At 69.1% G+C, this 25848-nt stretch carries 21 protein-coding genes; 12 read left to right on the top strand and 9 right to left on the bottom strand.

The features are described 5' to 3' along the window. Positions 1-17 precede the first annotated feature (17 nt). Complete coding sequence (locus ACG00Y_RS27890) at positions 18-452, bottom strand: hypothetical protein (protein WP_394484774.1); 435 nt, start codon at positions 450-452, stop codon at positions 18-20. A 103-nt stretch (positions 453-555) separates the two neighbouring features. Between ACG00Y_RS27890 and ACG00Y_RS27885 the strand changes: the two genes are divergently transcribed. The 3 genes from ACG00Y_RS27885 to ACG00Y_RS27875 all read left to right on the top strand — a co-directional run bounded on the left by ACG00Y_RS27885 (position 556) and on the right by ACG00Y_RS27875 (position 4446). Next, a complete protein-coding gene (locus tag ACG00Y_RS27885) occupies positions 556-1125 on the top strand; it encodes a DUF1134 domain-containing protein (RefSeq protein ID WP_394484772.1) in 570 nt (189 codons plus the stop codon). A gap of 62 nt (positions 1126-1187) precedes the next feature. Continuing rightward, a complete protein-coding gene (locus tag ACG00Y_RS27880; RefSeq protein ID WP_474103956.1) occupies positions 1188-4085 on the top strand; it encodes an adenosylcobalamin-dependent ribonucleoside-diphosphate reductase in 2898 nt (965 codons plus the stop codon). Position 4086: 1 nt separating this feature from the next. Continuing rightward, the gene (locus ACG00Y_RS27875; RefSeq protein ID WP_394484768.1) at positions 4087-4446 is read left to right on the top strand and encodes a nuclear transport factor 2 family protein; all 360 of its coding nucleotides are present in this window, start codon (positions 4087-4089) and stop codon (positions 4444-4446) included. A 7-nt stretch (positions 4447-4453) separates the two neighbouring features. On the opposite strand, the gene ACG00Y_RS27870 is transcribed toward ACG00Y_RS27875, so the two are convergent. Continuing rightward, positions 4454-4636, bottom strand: coding sequence for a ribbon-helix-helix protein, CopG family (locus tag ACG00Y_RS27870; RefSeq protein ID WP_394484766.1), 183 nt, complete (start codon positions 4634-4636; stop codon positions 4454-4456). A gap of 65 nt (positions 4637-4701) precedes the next feature. Between ACG00Y_RS27870 and ACG00Y_RS27865 the strand changes: the two genes are divergently transcribed. Beyond that, complete coding sequence (locus tag ACG00Y_RS27865) at positions 4702-5442, top strand: YoaK family protein (protein ID WP_394484764.1); 741 nt, start codon at positions 4702-4704, stop codon at positions 5440-5442. Positions 5443-5455: 13 nt separating this feature from the next. Beyond that, positions 5456-6217, top strand: coding sequence for a spermine/spermidine synthase domain-containing protein (locus ACG00Y_RS27860; RefSeq protein ID WP_394484762.1), 762 nt, complete (start codon positions 5456-5458; stop codon positions 6215-6217). On the opposite strand, the gene ACG00Y_RS27855 is transcribed toward ACG00Y_RS27860, so the two are convergent. Next, positions 6214-7149 carry a 4-hydroxyproline epimerase gene (locus ACG00Y_RS27855; RefSeq protein ID WP_394484760.1) on the bottom strand — a complete coding sequence of 312 codons (936 nt, stop codon included), beginning with the start codon at positions 7147-7149 and terminating at the stop codon, positions 6214-6216. The two genes, ACG00Y_RS27860 and ACG00Y_RS27855, sit on opposite strands and share 4 nt — an antisense overlap. A gap of 19 nt (positions 7150-7168) precedes the next feature. Beyond that, positions 7169-8911 (bottom strand): methyl-accepting chemotaxis protein, encoded by a 1743-nt coding sequence (locus ACG00Y_RS27850; RefSeq protein ID WP_394484758.1) that lies wholly within the window; start codon positions 8909-8911, stop codon positions 7169-7171. 144 nt (positions 8912-9055) lie between these two features. On the opposite strand from ACG00Y_RS27850, the gene ACG00Y_RS27845 reads away from it, so the two are divergent. After that, a complete protein-coding gene (locus ACG00Y_RS27845) occupies positions 9056-9631 on the top strand; it encodes a hypothetical protein (protein WP_394484756.1) in 576 nt (191 codons plus the stop codon). Positions 9632-9662: 31 nt separating this feature from the next. After that, a complete protein-coding gene (locus tag ACG00Y_RS27840; protein ID WP_394484754.1) occupies positions 9663-10160 on the top strand; it encodes a 3'-5' exonuclease in 498 nt (165 codons plus the stop codon). An 84-nt stretch (positions 10161-10244) separates the two neighbouring features. Here ACG00Y_RS27840 and ACG00Y_RS27835 read toward each other — a convergent pair whose 3' ends face one another. Genes ACG00Y_RS27835 through ACG00Y_RS27815 form a run of 5 tightly spaced genes read right to left on the bottom strand, consistent with a single transcriptional unit; the run spans position 10245 to position 15399 of the window. Continuing rightward, positions 10245-11051, bottom strand: a complete 807-nt coding sequence (locus ACG00Y_RS27835; RefSeq protein WP_394484752.1) for a DeoR/GlpR family DNA-binding transcription regulator — start codon at positions 11049-11051, stop codon at positions 10245-10247. 47 nt (positions 11052-11098) lie between these two features. Further along, entirely contained in the window at positions 11099-12055 is a 957-nt protein-coding gene (locus tag ACG00Y_RS27830; protein ID WP_394484749.1) for an N-acetylglucosamine kinase, read from the bottom strand. Next, on the bottom strand, positions 12052-13212 hold the full coding sequence (locus tag ACG00Y_RS27825) for an SIS domain-containing protein (protein ID WP_394484747.1): 1161 nt from the start codon (positions 13210-13212) through the stop codon (positions 12052-12054). Before ACG00Y_RS27825 ends, ACG00Y_RS27830 begins: the two co-directional genes overlap by 4 nt. Positions 13213-13216: 4 nt before the next feature. After that, on the bottom strand, positions 13217-14503 hold the full coding sequence (locus ACG00Y_RS27820) for a D-tagatose-bisphosphate aldolase, class II, non-catalytic subunit (RefSeq protein ID WP_394484745.1): 1287 nt from the start codon (positions 14501-14503) through the stop codon (positions 13217-13219). Further along, positions 14500-15399: an EamA family transporter gene (locus ACG00Y_RS27815; protein WP_394484743.1), complete on the bottom strand. Its 900-nt coding sequence runs from the start codon at positions 15397-15399 to the stop codon at positions 14500-14502. The genes ACG00Y_RS27820 and ACG00Y_RS27815 overlap by 4 nt, the downstream gene beginning before the upstream one ends. Before the next feature lie 381 nt (positions 15400-15780). On the opposite strand from ACG00Y_RS27815, the gene ACG00Y_RS27810 reads away from it, so the two are divergent. From ACG00Y_RS27810 to ACG00Y_RS27790, 5 genes are all read left to right on the top strand, one after another. Beyond that, positions 15781-18603, top strand: coding sequence for a TonB-dependent receptor (locus ACG00Y_RS27810; RefSeq protein WP_394484741.1), 2823 nt, complete (start codon positions 15781-15783; stop codon positions 18601-18603). A 166-nt stretch (positions 18604-18769) separates the two neighbouring features. After that, positions 18770-19867, top strand: coding sequence for an amidohydrolase family protein (locus ACG00Y_RS27805; protein ID WP_394484739.1), 1098 nt, complete (start codon positions 18770-18772; stop codon positions 19865-19867). Further along, positions 19864-22545 carry an alpha-galactosidase gene (locus tag ACG00Y_RS27800; RefSeq protein WP_394484738.1) on the top strand — a complete coding sequence of 894 codons (2682 nt, stop codon included), beginning with the start codon at positions 19864-19866 and terminating at the stop codon, positions 22543-22545. Before ACG00Y_RS27805 ends, ACG00Y_RS27800 begins: the two co-directional genes overlap by 4 nt. Then, a complete protein-coding gene (locus ACG00Y_RS27795; protein WP_394484736.1) occupies positions 22542-24428 on the top strand; it encodes an NPCBM/NEW2 domain-containing protein in 1887 nt (628 codons plus the stop codon). Before ACG00Y_RS27800 ends, ACG00Y_RS27795 begins: the two co-directional genes overlap by 4 nt. A gap of 6 nt (positions 24429-24434) precedes the next feature. Next, positions 24435-25841 (top strand): DUF4832 domain-containing protein, encoded by a 1407-nt coding sequence (locus tag ACG00Y_RS27790; protein WP_394484734.1) that lies wholly within the window; start codon positions 24435-24437, stop codon positions 25839-25841. Positions 25842-25848: the final 7 nt, after the last annotated feature.

Here is a 25848-nt window from a genome sequence, read left to right as displayed (position 1 = left end):
GCTGAGCGCCTTGGATGCTAGACGAAGGGTTCCAGCGAGTCTGCGCCGCCGAACACGGTGCTGGTCTCCACCGCCTGCTGAAGCCGCTCGGGCGCCAGCGAGGCCAGGCCCATGGCCTCCAGCATGAACCAGGACGCACGCAGGTAGGCGATGACTTCCTCGCGCGTGGCATCGGCCGGCGCCGGCTCGGCGTCCCAGTCGCGCCCCGGTGCATCGCGCGGCGCGACCACCGCCGGCCGGTGGGCGCGGGCGATGCGTGCCAGCAGCTCACGCATGTCCACCGTGGCGCTGGGCGCGTCGATCAGGCGCACCAGGTCGCCCAGCTGCTGCTCGGCCGCTGCGGCGAGCAGCCGCGCGGCCTGGTCCGCCCCGCCCGCCAGGTACAGGCCCGCGGCGAGGTCGACGTATTCGAGGGCGGCGGACAGGCGCTGGAGGTCGGGGTTGGACGACATGGGAGGCCGAGTCTAGGTCGTGTCAATGGGTTAAGTGCGGCCAAACTTCACACCGCTTTGTTTATGCTGGCCCTCCACTAGGGAATGCCACCAGGACGCCGCCATGTTCGACCGCCGCCAGCATCTGCAACACCTCGCCGCCCTCGCCGCTGCCTCGGCCCTGCCGGCGGTCGCTGCGGACGACAAGGACAGCACCTACGACGAAGACTCCGTCCTCAAGGCCGCCACCGACTTCTTCGGCCAGACGACCGAGGGCCTGGCCAAGGTCATCGAGAAGGCCTTCAAGGAGCAGGGCCGCCCGAATGCCTTCATCCGGGGCGAGGAGGCCAGCGCCGCCATCACCGTGGGCCTGCGCTACGGCCAGGGCGAGCTGCTGATGAAGGGCGGCGGCGCGTCCAAGGTGTTCTGGGCCGGGCCGTCCATCGGCTTCGACATGGGCGCCAATGCCGCCAAGGTCTTCACGCTGGTCTACAAGCTGCCCCGGGCGAGCGCCATCTACCAGCGCTTCCCTGGCGTGGACGGCAGCCTGTACTACATCGGCGGCGCCGGCATCAACTACCAGCGCCTGAAGGGCATCACGCTGGCGCCCATCCGCCTGGGCGTGGGCCTGCGGGCCGGCGCCAGCGTGGGCTATGTGCACTACCGGCGCGAGAAAAGCATCAATCCGTTCTGACCGCTGAACTTGCCCCTATGTCGGGCGTAGACTGTATTTCCATACAGCATTGCGAGGTGATTGTGAGCCCCACCACCGACCTGCCCGTGCAGGACATTTCCAGCGAAGTCCTGATCGAGAAATACGCCAAGGGCGGCGAGCAGACGCCCGACGAGCTGCGCGAGCGCGTGGCCCGTGCCTTGGCCCTGGCCGAGAAGCCGGCCGACCGCGCGCGCTGGGCGGCGGCCTTTCTGGATGCGCAAAAGCGCGGCTTTGTGCCCGCCGGCCGCATCATGTCTGCCGCCGGCACGGAGCTGTCGGCCACGCTGATCAACTGCTTCGTGCAGCCGGTGGGCGACTCCATCGCCACCGCCGAGGACGGCGTGCCTGGCATCTACACCGCGCTGACCGAAGCCGCCGAGACCATGCGCCGGGGCGGCGGCGTGGGCTACGACTTCAGCCGAATCAGGCCGTTAGGCGCCTGGGTCGGCTCCACGCGCAGCCATGCCTCCGGCCCCATCAGCTACATGCGCGTGTTCGACCGTTCCTGCGAGACGGTCGAGAGCGCCGGCAGCCGCCGCGGCGCGCAGATGGGCGTGCTGCGCTGCGACCACCCGGACATCGAGGCCTTCATCCACGCCAAAGACCAGGGCGACCTGCGCAACTTCAACATCTCCGTCGGCGTGACCGATGCCTTCATGGAGGCCGTGCAGGCAGATGGTGTCGTCGAGCTGGCGCACAAGGCCCAGCCCAGCGAGGCACAGATCGCGGCCGGCGCCTACCAGCGCGGCGACGGGCAGTGGGTCTACCGCAAGGTGCGCGCCCGCGAGCTGTGGGACCAGGTCATGCGCTCCACCTACGACCACGCCGAACCGGGCGTGCTGTTCCTGGATCGCATCAACGCCGACAACAACCTGCATTACTGCGAGACGATTGCGGCGACCAACCCATGCGCCGAGCAGCCACTTCCGCCCTACGGCTGCTGCTGCCTCGGCTCCATCGACCTGACGCGCTTCGTGCGCGACCCCTTCAGCGCCAAGCCCGCGTTCGACGACGCCGGCTTCGCCGAGGTCGTGGCCGTCGCCACGCGCATGCTGGACAACGTGCTGGACGTGACGCCCTGGCCGCTGCCCGCTCAGCAGCAGGAGGCCGCCAACAAGCGCCGCGTCGGCCTGGGCTTCACCGGCCTGGGCGATGCCCTGGTCATGCTGAACCTGCGCTACGACACGCAGGCAGCGCGTGACATGGCCAGCCGCATCAGCGAGGTCATGCGCGACGCGTCTTACGCCGCATCCAGCGACCTGGCCGCCGAGCGCGGCAGCTTCCCGCTCTTCAACGCCGACTTGTACCTGTCCGGCGGCAGCTTCGCTTCGCGCCTGCCGCAAGCGCTGAAGGACAAGATCCGCACCCAGGGCCTGCGCAACTCGCACCTGCTGTCCATCGCGCCCACCGGCACCATCAGCCTGGCCTTTGCCGACAATGCGTCAAACGGCATCGAGCCGGCGTTCTCGTGGACGTACACGCGCAAGAAGCGCCTGGGCCAGGCCGAAGGCGGCGGCTTCAAGGAATACGCGGTCGAAGACCATGCCTGGCGCTTGTATAGACATCTGTTCGGCGCCGACGCGCCGCTCTCCGACGCCTTCGTCACCGCCCTCGAATTGAGCGCGGCCGACCACGCGGCCATGGTTGCCGCCGTCGCGCCCTACATCGACACGTCCATCAGCAAGACGGTCAACGTGCCGGCCGACTACCCGTATGAGGACTTCCAGAACCTCTACATCCAGGCCTGGCAGACCCAGCTCAAGGGCCTGGCCACCTACCGGCCCAACAGCGTGCTGGGTTCGGTGCTGTCGGTCACCCCGGAAGTCAAGCAGCCCGAGCCGCTGCGAGCGGAAGTCGACGGCACCAACCAGCGCCTGCGCGTCGAGCGCCTGCCCAACGCCGTCGTCGCCTCGCTGCGCTGGCCCAGCCGCCCCGACATGCCCGGCGGCAACCCGGCCTGGAGCTACCTGATCCAGCATCCGCATGGCGACTTCGCCCTCTTCATCGGCGAGCTGCCGCTGGACGGGCCCGACGGCGGCCTGTTCGGCCGCAACCTGCCCTTCGAGGTCTGGGTGAACGGCGCCGAGCAGCCGCGGGGCCTGGCGGCGCTGGCCAAGACGCTGTCCACCGACCTGCGCACCAACGACGCGGCCTGGCTGCGCCTGAAGCTGGACGCGCTGGCCACCGTGGCTGAGGAGCGCGCCTTCGAGATGCCCATGCCGCCCAGCGGCGAGAAGCGGCTGTTCCCCGGCGTCGTCGCTGCCACGGCGGCCGTCATCCGCTGGCGCTGCGAGCAGCTGGGTGCATTGCAGGAAGGCGGCCCCACGCCGGTGGTGGACGCCATGTTCAGCCGCAACGAACCGCGCACCGGCACGTCCGGCACGCTGGCGTGGGCGGTGGACGTGGACAACCCGGCCACGAACGAGCAGTTCACGCTGACGCTGAAGGAAGTGGTGCTGCCGACGCCGGACGGTGGCTCGGTGACCCGTCCCTGCGCGATGGGCTTCTCGGGCAACTACCCCAAGGCACTCGACGGCCTGGCCCGCCTGCTGTCGCTGGACATGCGCGTGATGGACCCGGGCTGGATCGCGATGAAGCTGCGCAAGCTGCTCAATGTCGGCGAGCCGCTGGGCCACTTCATGGCGCCGGTGCCGACGCTGAACGGTGAGCGGCGCCAGCAAGTCTGGCCGTCGACCGTCGCCTACGTCGCGCGGCTGGTCATCCACCGCTACGCGATGCTGGGCATCCTCGACGAAGCCGGCCAGCCGCTGACCGACATGGGCCTGCTGCAGACGCCTGCACCCAAGCTCGCGGCGGCGGCCGGTGCGTTGCAGTTGCAGGCCGGCAAGCCCTGCCCGGAGTGCGGCAACGCGACCATGATCCACAAGGACGGCTGCGATTTCTGCACCGCCTGCGGCTACGTCGGGCAGTGTGGTTGAAATGACGTCCGAACGGCTCGACCTCGTGCGGGCCTACCTGGCAGCCTATGCCGCCCGCGATCTGGCGGCCATCGAACCCTTGTTCGCCGACGCCATCACGCTGCGCGACTGGAAGATCCGTGTCGTTGGCAAGTCGGCGGCGCTGGCCGAGACGCGCAAGAACTTCGAGGCCGTGCAACACCTGCAGATCGATGTGCTCGCCGCCTACGAGCGCGACGGCGGCGCGGCGGCGGAGCTGAAGATCGTCGTGGACCGGCGCGACACGCTGCACGTCGTCGACGTGTTTGATTTCGACGCGAACGGGTGCATCACCGCCATCCGCGCCTACCTCGGGCGGGGCGACGAAGCGACTGACGCTTGAGGCCAGTTCAGTCTGGTGCGGTCGTATCCGCGCCGGGCTTGTACGTCACGCCGTGGGCGGCCAGGTAGTCGCGGATCAGCCGCCGCACCACCTGCGAGGGCGTCACGTCCTGCTGCGCGCACAAGGTCTCGAAGGCCTTTTTCTTGTCCGGGTCGATCAGCACCGTCAGGCGGGCGGTCTTTTGTTCCACGTCGGCTCCTTATGTGCGTCAAATGATAATTGCAATTAAATGATATTCACATTAGATTCGCCTGTGTGACCTTGCCCTTCCTGCACCGACTCACCGGTACGCACCGCACGCGGTCCGCCAACCGGCAACTCGGCGCGGTGCTGGCTTTCGTGGCCGGGGCGGTCAATGCGGGCGGCTTCCTGGCCGTGCAGCGCTACACCTCGCACATGACGGGCGTGATCTCCGGCGTGGCCGACGACCTGGCCACAGGCGGCTTTGCGCTCGCGCTCGCGGGGCTGGCTTCGCTACTGGCGTTTGTGGCCGGGGCGGCCTGCACGGCGCTGCTCGTCAACTGGGCGCGCCAGCGGCAGATGCACGGCAAGTACGCGCTCGCGCTGCTGCTGGAGGCCGCGCTGCTGCTGATGTTCGGCCTGGTGGGCGCCCATCTCGATACGCTGGCCCATCTGCTGGTGCCGACCGCCGTGCTGCTGCTGTGCTTCATCATGGGTCTGCAGAACGCCATCGTCACCAAGATCTCCCAGGCCGAGATCCGCACCACCCACATGACCGGCGTCGTCACCGACCTGGGGCTGGAGTTGGGCCGCCTGCTCTACTGGAACGGCGCCACCGCGCCCGACTCGGTCCACTTCGTGCGTGCCAACCGCGACAAGCTCTTCATCCACAGCCTGGTGCTGGGCCTGTTCTTCGTCGGCGGCCTCGTCGGTGCGCTGGCCTTCAAGCATTTCGGCTTCTCCGCCACCCTGCCGATCGCGCTGCTGCTGATGCTGATGGCCGCGCCGCCGTTGATCACCGACCTGAGAAGGTGAGAGCCTTTCATCCATGCCCGACACCGCCGACACGCATTCCTTCGTCAAGCCCTTCGTCTACGAGACGCTGAGCACCCGGGCCATGCACTTCACGATCTGCGAGATCCAGAGCCGCATGCAGGTGCTGCAACCGCACGCGCTGGACCTGGCCTACACGCGCACGATGATGGCCTTCCTGCTCTTCGTGCCGCGCCCCGAGGCGCTGGCCATGATCGGCCTGGGTGGCGGCTCACTGGCCAAGTTCTGCCACCGCCAGCTGCCCGATACGCGCATCGAGGTCGTCGAGATCAACCCCCACGTCATTGCGCTGCGCGAGCAGTTCCAGGTGCCGCCGGACGATGGTCGCTTCCAGGTGCGGCGTGGCGATGGCGCGCATTTCGTGCGCGACGCCCAGGACCGGCTGGACGTGCTGCTCGTCGACGGCTTCGACCACGAAGGCCAGCCGCCGGCGCTGTGCTCGCAGGCCTTCTACGACGACTGCCGCAACGCGCTGCGCCCGGACGGTGTGCTGGTGGTCAACCTGCACACCGCGCACGCCGAGTTCCAGCGGCATGCCTCACGCCTGCATCGCGCCTTCGACGGCGATGTGCTGCTCGTCGGCGACCAGGAGTGCAGCAACACCATCGCCTTCGCCGGCCAGCGGGTGCTGCGAGGGCTTGGGCAGCCTGGCGTGATGCGCAGGCCGCAGTCGTTGGCGCGGGATGCGTGGGAAGAACTCCGGCCCGCCTTCGCCCACGTCGCGGCCACGCTGCAGCGGCAGCGCGAGGGCCTTTAGGGCAGGCCCCAGCCGAACGGGTCGGTCGGGTCGATCATCAAGGTCGCCTCCGCGCTGATGAAGGCCTGGCCGCGAATGGTGGGCACGATGTGTTCGCCGGCGGCGTCGTACCAGCCCTCGAACACGCTGCCGATGACGCTGGCCTGGCGCCAGACCTGACCCGGCTGCAGCTTCGCCGCTGCGGCCAGGCAGGCCAGCTTGGCGCTGGTGCCGGTGCCGCAGGGCGAGCGGTCGTATTGCCGGCCGGGGCAGAGCACGAAGCTGCGGCTGTCGGCCAGCGCCGGGTCGGCGTCGGCAAACAGCTCGATGTGGTCGATGACGGCGCCGCCCGCGCCCCGGTGGCCCTGGGCCTGCAGCGCCTCGCCCAGCAGCGCGGCGTAGTCGGTCAACGCATGGACGCGTTCGGGCTCGATGGCCTGGCCATGGTCGGCGCACAGGAAGAACCAGTTGCCGCCCCAGGCGATGTCGCCGGTCACCGTTTGACCTGTGGAGAGTGTGACGACCACGTCGGCCGCCAGCCGGTACGCCGGCACGTTGCGCACGCTGACCCGGCCGTCCTCGTGCAGCGTCGCGCGCACATCGCCCACCGGGGTCTCGATGACGTGCTCGCCAGCCGAGATGCGCCCCAGGTGGGCCAGCGTCGCGACGAGCCCGATCGTGCCGTGGCCGCACATGCCCAGGTAGCCGGCGTTGTTGAAGAAGATGACGCCGGCCGTGTGTGCCGAGTCTTGCGGCGGGCACAGCAGCGCGCCGACCAGCACTTCGCTGCCGCGTGGCTCCAGCAGCGTGGCGCGGCGGTAGCGGTCGTGCTCGCTGCGCAGGCGGTCCAGGCGCTGGGCCATGGGGCCCGTGCCCAGGTCGGGGAAGCCGCCGATGACGACGCGCGTCGGCTCGCCGCCGGTGTGCGAGTCGACGACGTGGATGCAGTTCACGGCCGCAGAGGGCAGGCGGTCAGAAGCTGGTCCATTCGTCATCCGCCGCCGCAGCCGCTGGAGCGGGCTTGGGCGCTGCGGGTGGTGCGGATGGCGCGCGCGCCTGGGCGGGGGCAGCAGGCGCGGGGCGGTGCTTGGCGGGCGCCGCCTTCGCAGCGGCCGCAGGCCTTGGCTTGGCAGCCGCCCGTGCCGCCACCGGCTTGGCCGCAGCGGCGCCATCCAGCTTGAAGGTCGACACCGTCTCGGCCAGCTGGGCGGCCTGGCCGCGCAGGCTTTCGGCGGCTGCGGCGCTTTCCTCCACCAGCGCGGCGTTCTGCTGCGTGACCTGGTCCAGCTGGTTGACGGCCTCGCCGACCTGGGCGATGCCCTTGCTCTGCTCGCTGCTGGCGGCGCTGATCTCGCCGATCAGGTCGGCCACGCGGCGCACCTGGCCGACGACGTCGTCCATCGTGCGGCCGGCCTCGCCCACAAGCGTGTTGCCGGCCTCCACGCGCTCGACGCTGGCGCCGATCAGCCCCTTGATCTCGCGCGCCGCCTCGGCCGAGCGCTGCGCCAGCAGCCGCACCTCGCCGGCCACCACGGCAAAGCCCCGACCCTGCTCGCCGGCACGGGCCGCTTCCACGGCCGCGTTCAGCGCCAGGATGTTGGTCTGGAAGGCGATGCCGTCGATGGTGCCGATGATGTCGGCGATCTTCTTGGAGCTGGTGGTGATCTGTTCCATCGTGCTCACCATCTGACCCATCACCTGACCGCCGCTCTCGGCCACGCGCGCGGCGTTGGTGGCCAGTTGCGCGGCCTGGCGGGCGGTGTCGGTGTTGTGGTTGACCGTGGCGCTCAGCTCCTCCATGGACGCGGCCGTCTCCTGCAGGCTGCTGGCCTGCTGCTCGGTGCGCTGGCTGAGGTCGGCATTGCCCTGGGCGATCTGGCTGCTGGCCGTGGCCACGCTGTCGGCATTGCCGCGCACCGCGCCGACGATGCGTACGAGGGAGTCGTTCATGCGCTGCAGCGCGCCCAGCAGTTGGCCGGTCTCGTCCTTGCGGTTCGTGTCCAGGTGCAGGCGCAGGTCACCGGCGGCGACGGTCTCGGCGGCGGTCACCGCCTGCTGGATGGGCGTGACGACCGAGCGCGTGATCAGCAGCGCCATGGCCGCGCCGATGAGCACGGCAGCCGCAGCGGCCACGACAACGGCGATGGCCGCGAAGTCCACCGTCGCGTCGGCCGACTTGGCGGCGTCGTGCATCAAGTCCTGCTGGAACTTGACCAGCGCTTCCAGCGACGTGAAGTACTTGCCCTGCAACTCCTGGGTCTCGCCCAGCAGCCGGTCCCGGGCGGCCTCGGTCTCGTTGTTGGTGCCCAGCTCGATGACCTTGCGCACCGAGTCGACGAAGGCCGTGCGCGCCTGCACGGTCGTGGCCATCAGCTGGCGGCCGCGCTCGGTGGTGATGCTGGCTTCCAGCTTCGAGAAGATTTCCGCATTGCGCTTGGCGATCGCCTCGACATCGGCGAGCTGCTTGCGCTTGGCCTCGGCGTCGGACAGCAGCAGCACGTTGCGCACCGCCTGGGCCGTCAGGTTGACGTTGTCCTTGATCTGTTCGAGCTGCTCGACCTTGGCCATGCGGTCGTCGACCATCAGCGTCAGCTCGTCGTTGATGCGCACCAGCGACGTCCTGGCATAGGCCGCCAGCAGCACGCTGATGGCGATGGAGATCGCAAAGGCCAGCCAGAGGCGCTGGCCGATGCGCAGATTGGCGATGAAATTCATTGTGTTTCTCCCTGTGTTGGCGCGTCGGACGGAAACCATAGCCCGTGCACGCGCGGCGAGCCGAAGTCTGTGGCAATCTGTCGGCCCGACGCAAGGCCGGTTTCGTGCAGTAGTTCCGCTTGCGATCGCCGAGGAGTACGGGGCATGGGACACGAAGCAAATCTGAGCGACAAGGTGCTGGCGCTGGTGGCGCGGCCTCCAGAGCCTGGCTGCGTGCCCAGCGCCCGGCCGGCGGATGCGGCGGCCCGCGTCATCGACAGCGCCGCGCGCAAGGCCGGCCTGGCCGCCGGCACGCTGGCGCTGCCGCCAGGGCCGCTGGGCTGGGCCACCGTCATCCCCGAGATGACCGCCGTCTGGCACATCCAGCGCCAGCTCGTGGCCGACATCGCCGCTCTCTACGGCCGCAGCGCCGAGCTGGGCCCGACGCAGATGATGTGGTGCCTGTTCCGCCACACGGCCGCGCAGGCTCTGCGCGACCTGGGCGTGCGCGTCGGTGAGCGCGTCATCGTCCGCCCAGCCGCGCAGGCCGTGCTGCAGCGCGTGGCCGGCGCCGTCGGCATGCACCTGGGCCGGCAGGCGGCGGGCAAGGTGATGTCGCGCTGGGTGCCGCTGGTCGGCGCGGCCGGCGTGGGCGCCTATGCCTGGTGGGACACGCGCGAGGTGGGCCGCGCGGCGCTGGCGCTGTTCGAGCGGGAAGTCGTCATCGACAACCCTGTGTAACTTCCTGTGAGGGCCTGACAAACTCGGCCCGATGGACGCGCTGCCCACCATCATCGACATCGAAGCCTCTGGCTTCGGCCGCGGCAGCTACCCGATCGAGGTCGGTTTCGTCGCGGCGGACGGTGGTCTGTTCTGCGGGCTCATCCTGCCGGAGGCCGACTGGCTGCACTGGGACGACGGCGCCGAGGCCTTGCACGGCATCAGCCGCGAGCTGCTGCGCATCCACGGCCGCCCGGCGCGCTGGATGGCCGAGCAGCTCAACACGCGGCTGCGCGGCCAGACCGTCTACTGCGATGGTTGGGGCCACGACTACACCTGGCTGAACCGGCTGTATGAGGCGGTGGCGCTGCGGCCCAGCTTCAAGCTGGACGACCTGCGCGGCCTGCTCAGCGAGGACGAGGCCGACCGCTGGAAGGGCGTCACCGAGGCGGTGCGTGCGCGGCAGCAGCTGACGAGGCACCGGGCCAGCAGCGATGCGCGGGTGTTGCAGCTGGCGTTGGGGGAGTTGAAGGCGGGGGTGAGCTGCTGAGAGGCGCGCGTTTGCGCTGCTCTTGCGTGGTGCTTGTGTTGACGCCATGCACCGGCGCCAAGGCCGGTGCCGTTCCCTCGCGACCTACGCCAGCACCACCTCGATGCCCCGCCCGCGCAGCTGATCGACGATGGCCTGGTCCGCCCCGCTGTCCGTGATCAGCATGTCCAGCTGCTCCACCGGCGCGATGACCGACAGGTTGCGCTTCATCAGCTTGGAGGCGTCGGCCACGGCAATCACCTGGCGCGAGATCTTCATCATCTGCGCGTTGAGCTGGGCTTCCAGCAGGTGCGGCGTCATCAGGCCGATGTCCGGGTCCAGGCTGTCCACACCCAGGAACAAGCGGTCGGCGTACAGCCCCTGCAGCGCGGCCACGGCCTGGGGGCCGGACAGCGAGTAGGAGTTGGGACGCAACTGGCCGCCCGGCATGATGAGGTTGACGTGCGGCACCGTGGCCAGCAGGCCGGCGATGTTCAGCGCGTTGGTGATGACGTTCAGCGACGTCAGCTTCAAGCCGCGGATCTGCTTGGCGATCTCTTCCGTCGTCGAACCCGAGTCGAGCAGGATGGTCTCGCCGTCGCGGATCAGCTTGGCGGCCTCGATGGCGATGCGCGCTTTCTGCTCGTGCTTGAGCTTCTGCTTGACGCCGATGGGTACTTCCTCGGTGTCGCGCTGGGCCAGCGCGCCGCCGTGGGTGCGCAGCACGGCGCCGGTGGAGGCCAGCGAGTTCAGGTCGCTGCGGATGGTGACGACCGAGGTGCCGAAGCGCTCGGCCAGTTCGTCCACCGTGACGCGGCCCTGGCTCTGCACCAGCTCGCGGATCAGCCGGCGCCGCTCGTCGATGAGCAGCGGGCTTTCGGTTTTCGCAATCGAGTGGGTGGAGGCGGGCATGCGGTGGAGCAGGGCGGTGAGCCGACTTTCGAATGATATCGACGGGTTCAGCGCGCCAGACGCTCCAATGCCTGGTCCGACAGCGGTCGGCCTGCCAGGCGCGCGGCGTACAAGGCCGCACCCAGCTCGGGGCCGAAGCGCGGTGTCGTGAGCACGGCGCCCGGTAGCCGTCGCGACAAGGCGGCCTGCAGCGGACCCAGCACCAGCTCGGCCGCAGCGAACACGCCGCCGGAATAGGACACCGGCACGGCCTGGATGCCGCTAACGCCGAGATTGCGAGCCACACCGGCCGCCAGCGCGGCCAGCTCGTCGCCAGCGCGCACCAGCAGCTGCCGCGCCTGCGCGTCGCCCGCGTGGGCGGCAGCCGTGGCCAGGCGGGCGATCTGCGCGAAGCCGCTGCGGGCGGCGCTGCCGTTGATGGCGGCGCAGAGATCGAGGTCGTGCGTCAGGCCGAAGTGGTCGCGCACCAGGCCCAGCAGCGGGCCGCGCTCGGCGCGGCCGTCGGCCATGCGCGAGAACAGCGCCAGCACCTCGCGCGCCAGCCAGTGGGCCGAGCCCTCGTCGCCGAAGACCTCGCCCCAGCCGCCGCAGCGCGCGCTGCGGCCCAGCCATTCGCCATAGGCAATGGAGCCGGTGCCGGCGACCAGGCTGATGCCATCCGCGCCGGCCAACGAGCCGGCCCAGCTGCAGACCATGTCGTTGCCGACGGTGCTGCGCGGCAGCAGGTCGGCCAGCAGGCCGTCGAAGGACGCGAGCAGCGCGCTGTCTTCGCCGTGCGCCGGCAGGCCGGCAAAGGTGTGAGCGATGTCGAACGCGGGCACACCGGCCTGGCCCAGCACGGCTTGAACGCCGTCCTGCAGCAGCGTGCGCAGCGCGTCGAAGCCGATCTCCAGGTAGTAGCTCGTCGTCGACTCATGGCGGGCCAGCAGGCGGCCGCTGTCGTCGATGAGGACGAAGGCGGTCTTGGTGCCGCCGCCGTCGATGCCGAGGAACATGGAAGTCATCCTTGCTGCTGCGAGTAGGGATGGATGGTGACACCGCTGACGACGCGCGTGACGGTGCCGGAGGCGCTCGGGTTGTCGGGCGTGATGCCGAGTTGCAGTGAGGCGAGCAGGGCCAGGCATTGCGCGAACACCAGCGCCACCGGGGCCAAGGCCAGGTCAGGCGCGGAGGCGGGCAGGGCCAGTTGCACGTCGTCGGGGTGCGAGGCCTTTTCCGTGCTCAGCGCCAGCACGCGGGCGCGGCCTTCGCGGCGCAGTTCGTGCAGCAGGTCCAGGTCGTAGCGGCGCGTGTAGGGGTCGTTGGACAGGAAGATGACCACCAGCGTGCGGTCATTCAGGATGGTCTTGGGGCCGTGGCGAAAGCCCAGCGTCGAATCGGCCATCGCAATCAGCCGGCCGTCGGTCAGCTCCAGCAGCTTCAGCGCCGCCTCGCGGGCCAGGCCCAGCAGCGTGTTGCTGCCGAGGAAGACGACGCGCTCGAAGGGCGTTTCGGCCAGCGTGTAGAGGCGGTCGGCCTCACGGTCGGCGAGCGACTGCGCGGCGTGAGCCAGCGCTGTCACCGGCCCCAGCGCCAGGCCGAAGGCCCAGGCGGCGGCCAGCAGCATGCCGGTGAAGCTGGAGGTCATGGCGAAGGCACGGTCGTGCGTCTCGTCGGGCAGCAGCAGCACGTGCGCATTCGCCTGGCCGGCCAGGCGGCGGTTCAACGTGCCTTCGGCCGCGCAGGTCACGACGAGGTGGTGACAGGTCTTGACGACGTCATCGGCCAGCTCCACGGTGGCCAGGCTCTCGGGGCTGTTGCCGGAGCGGGCGAAGGACACCAGCAGCGTCGGCACCCCGGGCTGCAGGCATTGCTCGGGGCTGGAGACGATGTCGGTCGTGGCCATCGCCTCGACGCGGATGCCGGCGCGCTGGTTGAAGTGGCGCAGCAGCGCCGGCGCGAGGCACTGGCCGATGAAGGCGGAGCTGCCGGCGCCCGTCAGCACGATGCGCAGGTCGGGCAGGGTCAGCAGCGGTGCCAGGAAGGCGTCGAGGGCGGGGCGCTCGGCCTGCAGTTGTTCGTGGACCATCTGCCAGACGGCAGGCTGGTGCGCGATCTCACGGGCCGTGTGCGCGGCGCCGCGGTGGTCGAGGTCGGTGGGGTCGAGATGGAGCAAGGTCATGGGCTTAGGCGGCGCAGGCGTGCAGGTAGGGGCGCAGGGCTTGGACGGTCCCATCGCGCAGCAGCGAATCGGTGTGCGTGTTGATGCGGCCCTCGCGCACAGCCTCGTACTGGCGCGGCAGGTACTGGCTCAGCAGCGTCAGCGGCGGCGGCGTGGCGTCCAAGCGGGCCAGCATGGTGCGGCAGGCTTCGCGCACGGCCGGGTGGGCCCAGTAGTAGCGGATGCGGTCGCTCAGGGAGTAGGCCAGGTCGACCTGCAGGCGCGCCGGGTCCTGGTAGTAGCCGCGCCAATGCTCGGGTTCCTCGCGCATGACGCCCAGCACCGTGGCAACCAGGCCTTCGCCCTTGCCGACCCATTCGCGCTCGACGGCGGCCAGCGCCCACAGCGTCTCGCGCAGCGCGAAGGTGACGCCGGGGCCGACCTTGAGGATGGCGAAGTGGTCGCGGGCCAGCTGGGCGAGGTGCTCGGGCGTCTGGTAGTCGGTCGAGTGCGCCTCGAAGACGAGACCGGGCTGGCGCTCGATGAAGGCGCTCAAGTCGCGGGCCTTCTCGGGGCGGTAGTCGATGACCTTGTGGTGGTCGAACTCGACGCCCGGCTGCACGACCATGGCGACGACGCGCTCCCAGGCCAGGTCGAGGCCGGCGCGGGCGAATGCGTGACGGTGCAGTTCCAGTGTGGACGACGCGGCCTCGGGGGAGGTCACGTCCAGCTCGCCCAGGTCCTCGTGCGCGCCGCCGGGCACGGGCACCTCCGTGCCGATGACGTAGACGGGCGGCTCGCCGCGGTCCGGCGCGTCGCGCCAGGCCTGCTCGGCCGCATGGCACAGGCGCACGGCGCGGGCGGCGATCTCGGGTTCCGGCAGCGGCACCGGGTCACCGGCGCAGCTCATCGAGCAATCGAGGTGGATCTTGCGGAAGCCGGCGGCCACGTACTGCGCCACCATGATTTCGGCCTTGGCCATCGCGGCCTCAGCCGGCAGCTTGCGCCAGGCGTTGGGGCCGAGGTGGTCGCCGCCCAGCAGCAGCAGTTCGGGCGGCAGGCCCTCACGAGCGGCCATCTCCATCACGTAGCGGCGGAAGTCCAGCGGCGTCATGCCGGTGTAGCCGCCGTCCTGATTGACCTGGTTGGACGTGGCCTCAATGAGGGCCGGCCGGCCGTGTGCGGCGCATTCGCGCAGCGTCGCAGCGATGACGACGGGGTGGGCCGAGCAGACGGACGGGATGCCGATGGCAGCGTGTTCAGTGGGACGTGCCTGCTTGTGGCGGCGCACGAGGTCGAGCATGAGCTTCATGCCACTTCTCCTTGGGCAGATTTGGCGGGGGTTTCGGGTTGCAGCGCCAGCAGCAGCGCCGCGAGCAGGGCCAGCGCCACGCCGGCCAACTTGGTGCCACCGGGCGTGGCGCCGCTCAGCGTCATGGACAACACCGCCGTCAGCAGCGGCGCACCGGCGTTGACGAGCGGCGACACGACCATCGCCTTGCCGTAGCGGAAGGCGTAGACGAGGGTCAGTGCGCCGACGGCGTTCAGCACTTGCGTGATGGCGGCCAGGCCGGGGCCTTGCCAGCCCCAGTTGATGGGCTGGGAGAAGTCGGTCATCGCCAGCGCCACCGGCACGCAAGCCAGTGCGCCGACGGTCATGTAGAAGAAGATGCTCTCGGCGCTGCTGCCCACGTTGGCCAGCTTGATGAAGTAGGCCTGCAGACCCCAGGCAGCCAGCACGATGAGGGCCAGCACGAACCAGAGCCCCAGCCCCTCGCCGCCCTGGCCGAGCTGCAGGTCGAACAGCGGCAGCGCGCACAGCGCCAACACGATGCCCGCCACGCCCAGCTTGCCGGTGCGCTCGCCCAGCAGGCCGAAGGACAGCGCGATGGTGATGGCCGGCGACAGCGACACGATCGGGAAGATCAGGTAGGCAGGGCCGCTCTGCACCGCGCGGAACAGCAGCATCTGGCCACCCGCGCCGAGCAGGCCCACGGTCAGCCCCAGCACGACGGAGCGGCGGTCACGCTCGATGCGCCAGCCGCTGCGCGCCAGCACGATGAGGGCGGGCGGGATCATCGTCAGCGCCCAGACGACGTAGATCAGCGTGTCCGGGAAACCGTGCTGGGCGGGCAGGCCCGCGAAGGCGCCCCACACGCCCCAGAGCAGGGTGGTGACGAGGGCATGGAAGAGCCAGTTGCTCTGCATGGGCAGCATCTTTCGGGTTGGCAATCGTCAACGGCGTTGACTTTCGTGCGAAAGCATAAACGAACGAAAACGAAAACACAACGGCGCAAGTACTTTCGTATGTCAAATTTCGCGGGTGACGGTCAATTACCCATATAGCTCAGGCGTCTCTCTCTATGTCAGCGAAGCGGAAGCCTTTCGTGGCATGATGCAACGAAAGCATTCTGCATCCGTGAAAACCATATACGAAATCAAACGAAAGAATTCGTAGACTTGCGGCAAGCCGGTTCGGAGCACTTTCTTCAGAGCCGGCAAGCCGCACGGGGCCCATCCGCCCCGGTCCTACCCGCAGATTGCTTCTGGCTGCCCTGATGGCAGCTGCGCCACAAAAGGAACCGTTCGATGAGTCCTCGACTGCAACCCCGCTTTGCCCTGCACCCGCTGACGGTGGCCGGCCTCGTGGCCCTGACCGCGTTCGCCGCCCCCGCCTTCGCCCAGGAGGCCGCTGCCAAGACCGAGGCTGAGACGCTGGAGCGCGTGGAAGTGACCGGCACCCGGGCCAGCCTGCAGAAGTCCCTCTCCCTGAAGCGCAATGCCGCCGGCGTGCAAGACAGCATCAGCGCCACCGAACTGGGCCGCTTCCCCGACAACAACGTGGCCGACTCGCTGAGCCACATCACCGGCGTGTCCATCTCGCGCACGGCGGGTGGTGAAGGCCAGAAGGTCAGCATCCGCGGCCTCGGCCCCGAGTACACGCTGACCACGTTCAACGGCCGCCTGCTGGGCACCGACAGCGCCGGCCGCTACTTCGCCTACGACGTGCTGCCCGCCGACGTCATCAGCGGCGCCGACGTCGTCAAGTCCGCCCAGGCCTCCTTGACGGAAGGTGCCATCGGCGGCCTGGTGAACCTGCGCTCCGCCAGCCCCTTCGACCAGAAGGGCCAGCGCGGCCTGCTGCGCGTGGAAGCCGACCGCAACCAGATGAGCAGCCTCAATGGCACGAAGCTGTCGGGCACCTACAGCAACACATTCGGCAACGAGGTGGGCGTGCTGCTGGGCGTGGTCTACGCCAAGCGCGACGTGCGCACCGACACGGCCGGCAACGACGGCGGCTGGAGCCGCAATCCGGCGCCGAACAAGCCGGAGCTGTTCTGGCCCTGGGGCAATACCTGGGGCGGCAACATCGACCCCAACGGCAATGGCCAGCTGGACCTGGACGAGGAGGGCCTGATCGCCCCGGGCCAGTTCCGCTTCGGCTCCATCATGGAGAAGAAGGAGCGCCTGGCGCTGTCGGGCAAGGTGGAGTGGCGGCCGAGCAGCGACCTGAAGATCGTCGTCGACGGCTTCAAGACCCGGCTGGACTCGCCGCAGGTCGGCTACCAGCTGTCGTTCTACCCGCTGTACGCGCCGGGCCGCTGGTCCAACATGAAGATCAGCAACGGCGTGGTCGCCGACTTCACTCTGGCCAATCCCGACCCGGAGCTGGCGCTCAACCCCGAACTGCTGAACAAGACCGAGTACCGCGTCGTCGACACGGCGCTGTACGGCGCGAATGCGGAATGGAAGCTCTCGCCGACCATGACGCTGACGGGCGACATCTACGAGTCCACGTCCAAGCGCCACTCCGGCGGCAACGACAGCTATGTCGTGCTGCGCATGAACCAGCCCAACACGACGCGCATCCAGCTGACCGGCTCGGCGGTGCCCGACGTGAAGACCACCTTCGCCGACGGCCGCGACCTGCAGACCGGGCTGTCGCAAGGCCTCTTCAAGGCCAGCGACTTCAACACCCACTACTACAGCCGCGCCGGCGACAACATCGACGACAAGATCAACGGCGCCAACGTCAACCTCGACTGGAAGCTGGATCGCTTCCACATCGACCAGCTGAAGTTCGGCTTGAGCCAGACCAACCGCAAGAAGTCGCGGGACATGATCAACAACGCATTCAACGCCGGCGCCGACCACTACTCCGGGCAGAACGCGATCAACGTCGGCACGTTGGGCGGCAACGTCATCAACCAGACCTTCAGCCCCGATGGTTTCCTGGGCGGCGTCAGCGGCAACTTCCCGCGCAGCTTCCTGGGCTTCGATGTCCCCAACTACGCCGAGGCACTGAAGGCCTGGGACGGCAAGCCCCGCCCCGGTGGCGGCGTCTACAGCTCCACCGCCTCCGCGCCGGCCTGGAACCCGCTGGAAAGCTACCGCGTCACGGAGAAGACGACGGCCGCCTTCGTGCAGGCCGACCTGTCGGGTGACAGCTGGAACGCCGACCTGGGCGTGCGCTTCGTGAAGACCAAGACCTCCTCGCAGGCCTGGGACGCCAAGCTCACCGACATCATCGAGAACGGCGCGTTCAACTACACGGCTGTCTACGCGGCACCGACCACCCTGCAGCAGGAGGCCAGCTACAACTTCGCGCTGCCGACGGTCAACTTCACCTGGTTGTTCACCGACAACCTGCAACTGCGCCTGGGTGCTGCCAAGACCATGGCCCGGCCGTCGGTCGACAAGCTGGCACCGTCCAGCACGACGGCCAGCATCTCCTGGGGCGATTTCACGCAGATCTACAGCGGCAATGCCGAGCTGCAGCCCTACAGCGCCCGCCAGTACGACGCCTCGCTGGAGTGGTACTACAGCAAGGACTCGGCGCTGACCTTCGCCGTCTACCAGAAGAACATCAAGAACCAGATCACCAACCTGTGGCTGACGGGCCAGGACATCGGCGCACCGGGCGGCCGGCTGTTCAATGTGCAGCGGCCGATCAACGGCGACAAGGCCACGGCACGCGGCTTCGAGGTCGGCTTCCAGCACCTGTTCGACAACGGCTTCGGCGTGCGGGCGCAGTACACCCGCAACAAGTCGCGTGCCTGGGTGGCCGGCGAGGAGCGGGCGCTGGAGGGCATCGCACCGGCGACCGCATCGTTGGGCGTGCTCTACGAGCGCGGCCCGTGGAGCATGAGCGCCACGGCCGACCGCACCGATGCCTTCGTCACCGCCACCAACGTGCTGGGCGCCAACTTCAACGAGACCGCCAATGCCACGACCTGGGTGACGGCGCAGGTGGCCTACGAGGTCAACCAGTGGCTGCGCATCAGCCTGGAGGGCAACAACCTGACGGATGCGGTGCAGGCGCCGAAGCTGGGCAACGGCAGCATCAGCCTGCCGAACGGCTACTACCGCTATGGCCGCGCCGTGACCTTGGGCGCCAGCATCAAGTTCTGATGAGAGATGTGAGCCCCTCGTCTGGTCGCGCACCGCTGAACGCGGGCGCGCCCAGCCGGTCCCCCGAGGGGACGGCGATGCTCGCTGCGTTGAGCCGCGAGCACATCGCCAAAGCGGGCCGGCTTGGGAGCGGCCCGGCGCTCGACCCGAAATACGTGGATTGCTGATGCGAAAACTTGTCTCCTCCGTTGCCGCCCTGCTTGCCGGGGCGGCCTTTTTATCCCCCGCGCAGGCGGCCGAGCCGAGCTACACGATGGCCGACTATGGCCGTGTCGCGAAGATCGACGTGCACCTGCATCTGCACAACGCCGCACCGGCCTTCATGGCCGCCGCGAAGCAGCAGAACTTCAAGGTGTTGACGATCAACGTCGACTACCCGGACTTCCCGCCGCTGGCTGACCAGCAGCGCGTGGCCATCCAGCTGCAGAAGGCATTCCCGCAGGATGTCGCCTGGGCGGCCAGCTTCTCGGTTGACGGCTCCGACCAGCCCGCCTGGCTGCCCGCCACGCGCCAGCGCATCGCTGCGGCGCTGAAGGCCGGCGCTGTCGGCGTGAAGGTGTGGAAGAACATCGGCATGAGCTTGCGTGGCAAGAACGACAAGCTGGTCATGATCGACGACACCCGCTTCGCACCGCTGTTCGACGACTTCGCCAGGCGCGGCATCCCGCTGCTGGGCCACCAGGGCGAGCCGCACAACTGCTGGCTGCCGCTGGAGAAGATGACGGTCAACAATGACCGCGAGTACTACAAGGCCCACCCGCAGTACCACATGCACCAGCACCCCGAGATGCCCAGCTGGGAGGCGCAGATGGCCGCGCGCGACCGCATGGTGGCAGCGCACCCGGGCCTGCGCTTCATCGGCGTGCACCTGGCCTCGCAGGAGCGTGATGTGGGCGAACTGGCCGCCTTCCTCGACAAGTTCCCTAACGCCGTGGTCGACGTGGCCGCGCGCATCGGCCAGCTGCAGCACCAGAGCCAGCAGGACCGCGAGCGCGTGCGCCGCTTCTTCATCAAGTACCAGGACCGTGTTCTCTACGGCAGCGACATGGCCCAAGGCCCCGACCAGGACGGCGCCGCGCTGGGCAAGGAGGCCGAAGGCGTGTGGCGCATGCACTGGCGCTACTTCAACACGGCCGACAGCTTCAAGGTGAGCGATCTCGACAAGCCGGTGCAAGGCCTGGCCCTGCCGCGCGACGTGGTGGACAAGCTCTACCGCACGAATGCCGAACGCGCCTTCCCCGGCGCCTGGGGAGCGAAGCGATGACCGCGCGCCGTGCCTTCCTGCAATGGCTTGGTGCTGCGCCGCTAGCCACGCAGTTGCCGCTGTCCGCCCACGCCGCCGAGGGCAAGGGCCATGTGCGGCTGCAGGACGCTGCCGTGTCGCTGCAGTTCGACGACCAAATGCGCTGCCGTGTGGTCAGCTTGTTAGGCAAGCAGCCGGTCGCGCTGACCGGGTTTGACGCCAGCGAACACCTGGTCGTGAAGGGCAAGCCGCTGGCGCGCTTCACGCTGCAGAAGGCCGAGCCGGCCAAGGCTGCCACGCCGTTCGGTGTCGGCCAGGCGCTGCGGCTGACGGGCCGTTCCGCAGACGGCATCGAGAAACGCGTCACGGTCACGCTGCTCGATGAACACCCCGGCGTCGCGCTGCTGGACGTCGCCTACGTCAACACCGGCGACAAGCCCATCACCATCGACGCCTGGGTCAACGCCGCCCACCGCCTGGCCGCGCCGCCCCGCCACGCCGGTGGCTACTGGACCTACTCCGGCGCCAGCCATGCCGACCGGCGCGACTGGGTGCAGCCCGTCAAGCGCGGCTTCGAGCAGCGCAACTTCATGGGCATGAATGCGTCGGACTATGGCGGCGGCACGCCCGTCGTCGATGTTTGGCGTCGAGACGTTGGATTCGCCGTCGGCCACCTGGCCCTTCAACCGCAGCTGGTGGCGCTGCCCGTGAAGGCCATCGGTGATGCCGTCGACATATCGCTGCGCGGCGACGCGCCGCAGACCCTGAAACCGGGCGAGGTGCTCGCCACGCCGCCCAGCTTCATCGCCGTGCACCGTGGCGACTTCTTCGTGCCGTTGGACCGCTACCGCCGCCTGATGGCTGCCCAGGGCCTGTCCGCGCCCGAGGCACCTTCGAGCGCCTACGAGCCGCAGTGGTGCGCCTGGGGCTATGAGCGCGACTTCTCCCTCGACTACGTGCGCGCCACGCTGCCCAAGGTGCAGGAACTGGGCTTCAAGTGGGCCGTGCTGGACGACGGCTGGCAGCGCAAGACCGGCGACTGGAACACGCCCGACCGCGCCAAGTTCCCCCGCGGTGCGGAGGACATGAAGGCGCTTGTCGCCGACATCCACGCCCGCGGCATGAAGGCGCGGCTGTGGATCGCCCCGCTGGCCGTGGCGCCCGGCAGCGACGAGATGCATGACCACACCGACCTGCTGCTGCTCGACAAGGACGGTGCGGCGCAGGACGTGACCTGGTGGAACAGCTTCTACCTCTGCCCCGCCTACGAGAAGACGCAAGCCCGCCTGGCCGCCACGATCAAGATGATCATTGGCGACTGGGGCTTCGACGGCCTCAAGGTCGACGGCCAGCACCTCAACGGCGTGGCGCCTTGCTACAACCCGGCGCACAAGCATGCACGGCCGGAGGAGTCGGTGGAGGCCGTCTCGGCCTTCTACAAGGTCATGCACGACACCGCCCACGCGGCCAACCCGGAAGCTGTCGTCGAGGTCTGCCCCTGCGGCACCAGCTACGCCTTCCACAACATGCCCTTCATGGACCAGGCGCCGTCGTCCGACCCGCTGTCCAGCTGGCAGATCCGCCACAAGGGCAAAACACTGAAGGCGCTGATGGGCCCGTGGTCCGCCTACGCGGGCGACCACGTGGAGCTGAGCACCGGCGGGCAGGACTTCGCTTCCAGCGTGGGCATCGGCGCCGTCGTCGCCACCAAGTTCACCTGGCCGGTGGACCCCAAGCCCAAGGACTCCTTCCTGCTGACGCCGGAGCGCGAGCGGCACTGGCGGCAATGGGTGGACCTCTACAACAAGCATCGCCTCGCCGAAGGCCGTTACCGCGGCGAGCTGTACGACCTGGGCTTTGACAAGCCGGAGACCCACGTCGTTGAGCAGGGTGGGGCGCTGCACTTTGCGTTCTATGCGGAACGCTGGGACGGTCCCGTCACGTTGCGTGGCCTCGATCACGGTCGCTGGAAGCTGCGCGATTCGCTGACGGGCAAGGAGCTTGGCGTGGTGAGCGCCGACAAGCCGACGCTGCCCGTGCGCTTCAGGCACAGCCTGCTGATCGAGGCGCGCCCCGAGGTGCCCGACACGCTGCCCATCGCCTTCGCCGGCAAGGTCGCACAGGTCGGCGCCGACGGCTTCCCGCTGGCGTCGCAATGGGCCGACGCGCCCACCACCTTCTTCCGCCACGACTGGCAGGGCAAGCCACTGGCAGGCCCGCAGTCCACCCGCGTGCAACTGCTGCGCGGCGCGGGCCAGCTCCATCTGCGCTTCATCTGCAAGTACGAGGCGCTGAACACCTTCGACCGCGCCGGCTCGGCGACCGACATCTGGCCGCTGTGGGAGCGCGATGTCGTCGAGGTTTTCCTGCAGGCGCCGGAGCGTGCTGGCTTGAAGAGCTACCGCGAAGTCGAGGTGGCACCCAACGGCCTGTTGCTGGAAGTCACCGTCGAGGCGTCCGGCAAGAAGCGCATCGTCGGCGAGAGCCGCGCGAGGGCGCAGATCGATGCCAAGGCCAAGGTCTGGACGGCCGAGCTGGCCGTGCCGATGCGGGGCGCGGATGAAGGCTGGCGCCTGAACCTGTTCCGTGTCGAGGGTCAAGGCAGGGACCGCGTGTACTCCGCCTGGAGCCCGACCCAGACTGCTTCTCCTGACTTCCACGTCCCGGCCGCCTTCGGTCGACTGCTGACTGCCGCATGAAACTGCTCGCCCTCTCCCTGCTCGTCGCGTTCTCCGCCCAGGCCCAGCAGCCGCTCACGCCGACCGGCCGCTGGCAGCACCAGCCGGTCGGCAGCGCGCCGACGCCGCCCATGGGCTGGTCCAGCTGGAACGCCTTCCGAGTCGACATCACCGAGCAGAAGGTGCTGGACTCGGCGCAGGTCATCGTCGACTCCGGTCTCGCCAAGGCCGGCTACCGCAACATCAACGTCGACGACGGCTGGTGGCTGAAGCGCCGCACGACTGATGGCCGGCTACTGGTGCGCACGGGCCTGTTCCCGAGCGCCAACCTCGGCCCGGGCAAGGACTCGTCGCTGCGGCCGTTCACCGACCGCATCCACGCGATGGGCCTGAAGGCGGGCCTGTACACCGACATCGGCCGCAACGCCTGCTCGCAGGCCTACGACGCCGACAGCCCCAACCTGCCCGAAGGCACCCATGCCGAGCGCGAGGTGGGCCTGATGGGGTTCATGAAGCAGGACGTGGCGCTGTTCTTCAACGAGTGGAACTTCGACTACCTGAAGGTCGACGGCTGCGGGCTGTCGTCGTATGGCCGCGACCGGCCGCACGTCGCCTCGGGCCAGCACCGCGAGTACACCCCCACCATCGTCGAAGGCAGCATCAACCAGTCCGACATCGAGGGCACCAAGAAGCTGTATGCCGCCCTCAAAGGCGCGCTGGACGAGGTGCGCCCGCGCGGTGACTACATGCTGTCGGTCTGCCTGTGGGGCACGGTCAATGTCCGCAGCTGGGGGCAGGACCACGGCACGCTGTGGCGCACCAGCCGCGACATCTGGAAGGGCTTCGCGCAGATGGTGCACAACTTCGACACCGTCGCCACGCGCGAGTTCTATGCGGGCCCCGGCCGCTGGAACGATCCTGACATGCTGGAGATCGGCAACGGTGACTTCGGCGACGGCCACCTGCTGGAAGCGCGCACGCACATGGGCCTGTGGGCCATCATGGCCGCGCCGCTGATGATCGGCACGGACCTGTCCAAGGCGTCGCCCGCCATCATCGACATCCTGAAGGCCCCCGAAGTCGTCGCCATCAACCAGGACCCGGCCGGCCACCAGGGCGTGCTCGCCTATGCCGACAGCGACCGGCAGATCCTCGTGAAGACGCTGGCCGACGGACGCAAGGCCGTGCTGCTGTTCAACCGCACCGGTGCACCGGCGAAGTTCACGCTGACCGCCGAGCACCTGAAGATGGACTCGACGGTGCCCATCGCCTTGCGAGACGCCTGGGCGCGCGCCGATGCCGGCACGTTCACCGGCAAACGCGAGTTCGAGCTGCAAGCCCGCGAGGCGCTGCTGTTCACCGCCACCGGCAAGCACCTGCTGCCACGCGGCTACTTCGTGTCCGAGCGGCCCGGCAACGTCTACGTGGCGCGCGACGGCATCCGCGCGTTGGAGCAGGACCCGGTCATCTACCGCGCGCTGGCGTCGTGGTCCACCACCGACAACGGCGGCACCCGCCCGGCCTACGCCGGCTGGGGTGGACCGCGCGCGGACTCGACGCCGTTCGACCAGGCGCTCAGCGTGCAGCGCCAGGTGTTTCGCCACGGCGTGGGTGTGCTGGCCGACTCGCGGCTGCAGGTCAGGGTGCCCGGCGGTTCGCAGCGATTCACGGCCAAGGTGGGTGTGGACGACTCGACGCGTGGCAAGACCGCCGGCGTCAGCTTCGAGGTCTGGGGTGATGGCCGCAAGCTCGCGACCACCGCACCGATGACGTTCAACCAGCCGGCGCGCGAACTCAGCGCCGAGCTGCGCGGTGCGACGCTGATCGAGCTGGTCGCGCGCCAGCACGGCGCCGACACCGCAGGCCCCGTCGTCGTGACCTGGGGCGAGGCGCGCGTCGAGTAGCCGCCCGTGCCTCGCACATCTCCCCTGGCGGGGCTGGCCTGCGGTATCGCCTCGCTGCTGCTTGCCGGCGCCCCTGTCAACGCCGCCGCTGCGCCGTGGGTGGAGACGACCTTCACCACCAGCGCTGCCGAGCTCGCCAACCCCGAGCGCGGCATGTACGTCTGGGCAGCGGACGACCTGCTGCAGTGGACGCAGGCGGCAGCCGACGCGCAGTTCCAGGCCGGCTACCGCATCGTCTACGCGCCGGTGCGCCTCGACGCACATGCCAACGCCGCGCTGCCCGCCGACCTGCTCGCACGGCTCTCGGAGGCCTTCGCGACCGCGCGCAGCGCCGGTCTGAAACTGATCCCGCGCTTCCTCTACAACTACCCGCGGGGCGAGACCGAGTACCGGGACGCCAAGGATGCGCCGTTGGCCCGCGTGCTCGGCCATATCGACCAGCTCAAGCCCGTGCTGGCGGCCAACGCCGACGTCATCGCCTACCTGCAGGCCGGCTTCATCGGCGCCTGGGGCGAATGGCATACCTCGTCCAACGACCTGACGGCCGCAGGGCCCCGCACCCGCATCCGCGATGCGCTGCTGCAGGCGCTGCCGCCTGACCGCTTCCTGCAGCTGCGCTACCCGCCCTACTTGATGCAATGGGCGCCGCACGTGCCGGGTTGGCGAGACGGTTCGGCGGCCTCTCGCATCGGCACGCACAACGACTGCTTCCTGGCCTCGGCCACCGACGTCGGCACCTACAGCGACAACGCGACGACGCGCCAGACCGAGCGCAACTACGTCGCCGCGCTGTCTCGCGTGACGCCCTTCGGCGCGGAGACCTGCAACCCGGCCGACGAGCAGAACCCGATGCCGCGCACCAGCTGCGCCGACATCCTGGCCGAGGGTCGGCAGTTCGGCCTGACCTACCTGAACAACAGCTACTACCGCAAGATCTTCCACACCAAGTGGGAGCAGCAGGGCTGCATGGCTGAGGTCAGGCGCAGCCTTGGCTACCGCTTTGAGCTGGCCACGTTGCGGCACACCGCGGCGGTCACCGCCGGGCAGTCGGGCGAACTGCTGCTGACCGTGAAGAACAGCGGCTGGGCGCGCGCCTTCAACCCGCGCGCGGTGCAGCTGCTGCTCAAGCACAAGACCAGCGGCGCCGTCGTGCGCATCGCGCTGCCGGCGGTCGACCCGCGGGCCTGGCTGCCCCACGGCTCCAGCACCGTGTCGGCCGGGTTCACTGTGCCGGTGGGCACGCCGGCGGGTGCCTACGACGTGCTGCTGGCGCTGCCGGACGGCGCCGCGTCACTGGCGGGCGACGTGCGCTACAGCGTGCGCCCCGCCAATGCGGACGACACGGCGAAGGCCCAGGCCTGGGATGCGGCGCTGGGCGCCTTCCGTGCCGGGACGGCGTTGACCGTGCGGTAGAGCGAGA

The organism is Pelomonas parva, from assembly GCF_043555835.1.
In the GTDB taxonomy this organism is placed as follows: Bacteria; Pseudomonadota; Gammaproteobacteria; order Burkholderiales; family Burkholderiaceae_C; genus Pelomonas; species Pelomonas parva.
The sequence above is the reverse complement of the archived record's forward strand: the minus strand, read 5'-3'. Positions and strand labels throughout refer to the sequence as shown.

Excerpts from the sequence above, each read along its gene's own strand:
- ACG00Y_RS27890 (WP_394484774.1), bottom strand. The coding sequence starts at position 452 with ATGTCGTCCAACCCCGACCTCCAGCGCCTGTCCGCCGCCCTCGAATAC.
- ACG00Y_RS27885 (WP_394484772.1), top strand. The coding sequence starts at position 556 with ATGTTCGACCGCCGCCAGCATCTGCAACACCTCGCCGCCCTCGCCGCT.
- ACG00Y_RS27875 (WP_394484768.1), top strand. The coding sequence starts at position 4,087 with ATGACGTCCGAACGGCTCGACCTCGTGCGGGCCTACCTGGCAGCCTAT.
- ACG00Y_RS27860 (WP_394484762.1), top strand. The coding sequence starts at position 5,456 with ATGCCCGACACCGCCGACACGCATTCCTTCGTCAAGCCCTTCGTCTAC.
- ACG00Y_RS27850 (WP_394484758.1), bottom strand. The coding sequence starts at position 8,911 with ATGAATTTCATCGCCAATCTGCGCATCGGCCAGCGCCTCTGGCTGGCC.
- ACG00Y_RS27845 (WP_394484756.1), top strand. The coding sequence starts at position 9,056 with ATGGGACACGAAGCAAATCTGAGCGACAAGGTGCTGGCGCTGGTGGCG.
- ACG00Y_RS27840 (WP_394484754.1), top strand. The coding sequence starts at position 9,663 with ATGGACGCGCTGCCCACCATCATCGACATCGAAGCCTCTGGCTTCGGC.
- ACG00Y_RS27835 (WP_394484752.1), bottom strand. The coding sequence starts at position 11,051 with ATGCCCGCCTCCACCCACTCGATTGCGAAAACCGAAAGCCCGCTGCTC.
- ACG00Y_RS27830 (WP_394484749.1), bottom strand. The coding sequence starts at position 12,055 with ATGACTTCCATGTTCCTCGGCATCGACGGCGGCGGCACCAAGACCGCC.
- ACG00Y_RS27825 (WP_394484747.1), bottom strand. The coding sequence starts at position 13,212 with ATGACCTTGCTCCATCTCGACCCCACCGACCTCGACCACCGCGGCGCC.
- ACG00Y_RS27820 (WP_394484745.1), bottom strand. The coding sequence starts at position 14,503 with ATGAAGCTCATGCTCGACCTCGTGCGCCGCCACAAGCAGGCACGTCCC.
- ACG00Y_RS27815 (WP_394484743.1), bottom strand. The coding sequence starts at position 15,399 with ATGCAGAGCAACTGGCTCTTCCATGCCCTCGTCACCACCCTGCTCTGG.
- ACG00Y_RS27810 (WP_394484741.1), top strand. The coding sequence starts at position 15,781 with ATGAGTCCTCGACTGCAACCCCGCTTTGCCCTGCACCCGCTGACGGTG.
- ACG00Y_RS27805 (WP_394484739.1), top strand. The coding sequence starts at position 18,770 with ATGCGAAAACTTGTCTCCTCCGTTGCCGCCCTGCTTGCCGGGGCGGCC.
- ACG00Y_RS27800 (WP_394484738.1), top strand. The coding sequence starts at position 19,864 with ATGACCGCGCGCCGTGCCTTCCTGCAATGGCTTGGTGCTGCGCCGCTA.
- ACG00Y_RS27795 (WP_394484736.1), top strand. The coding sequence starts at position 22,542 with ATGAAACTGCTCGCCCTCTCCCTGCTCGTCGCGTTCTCCGCCCAGGCC.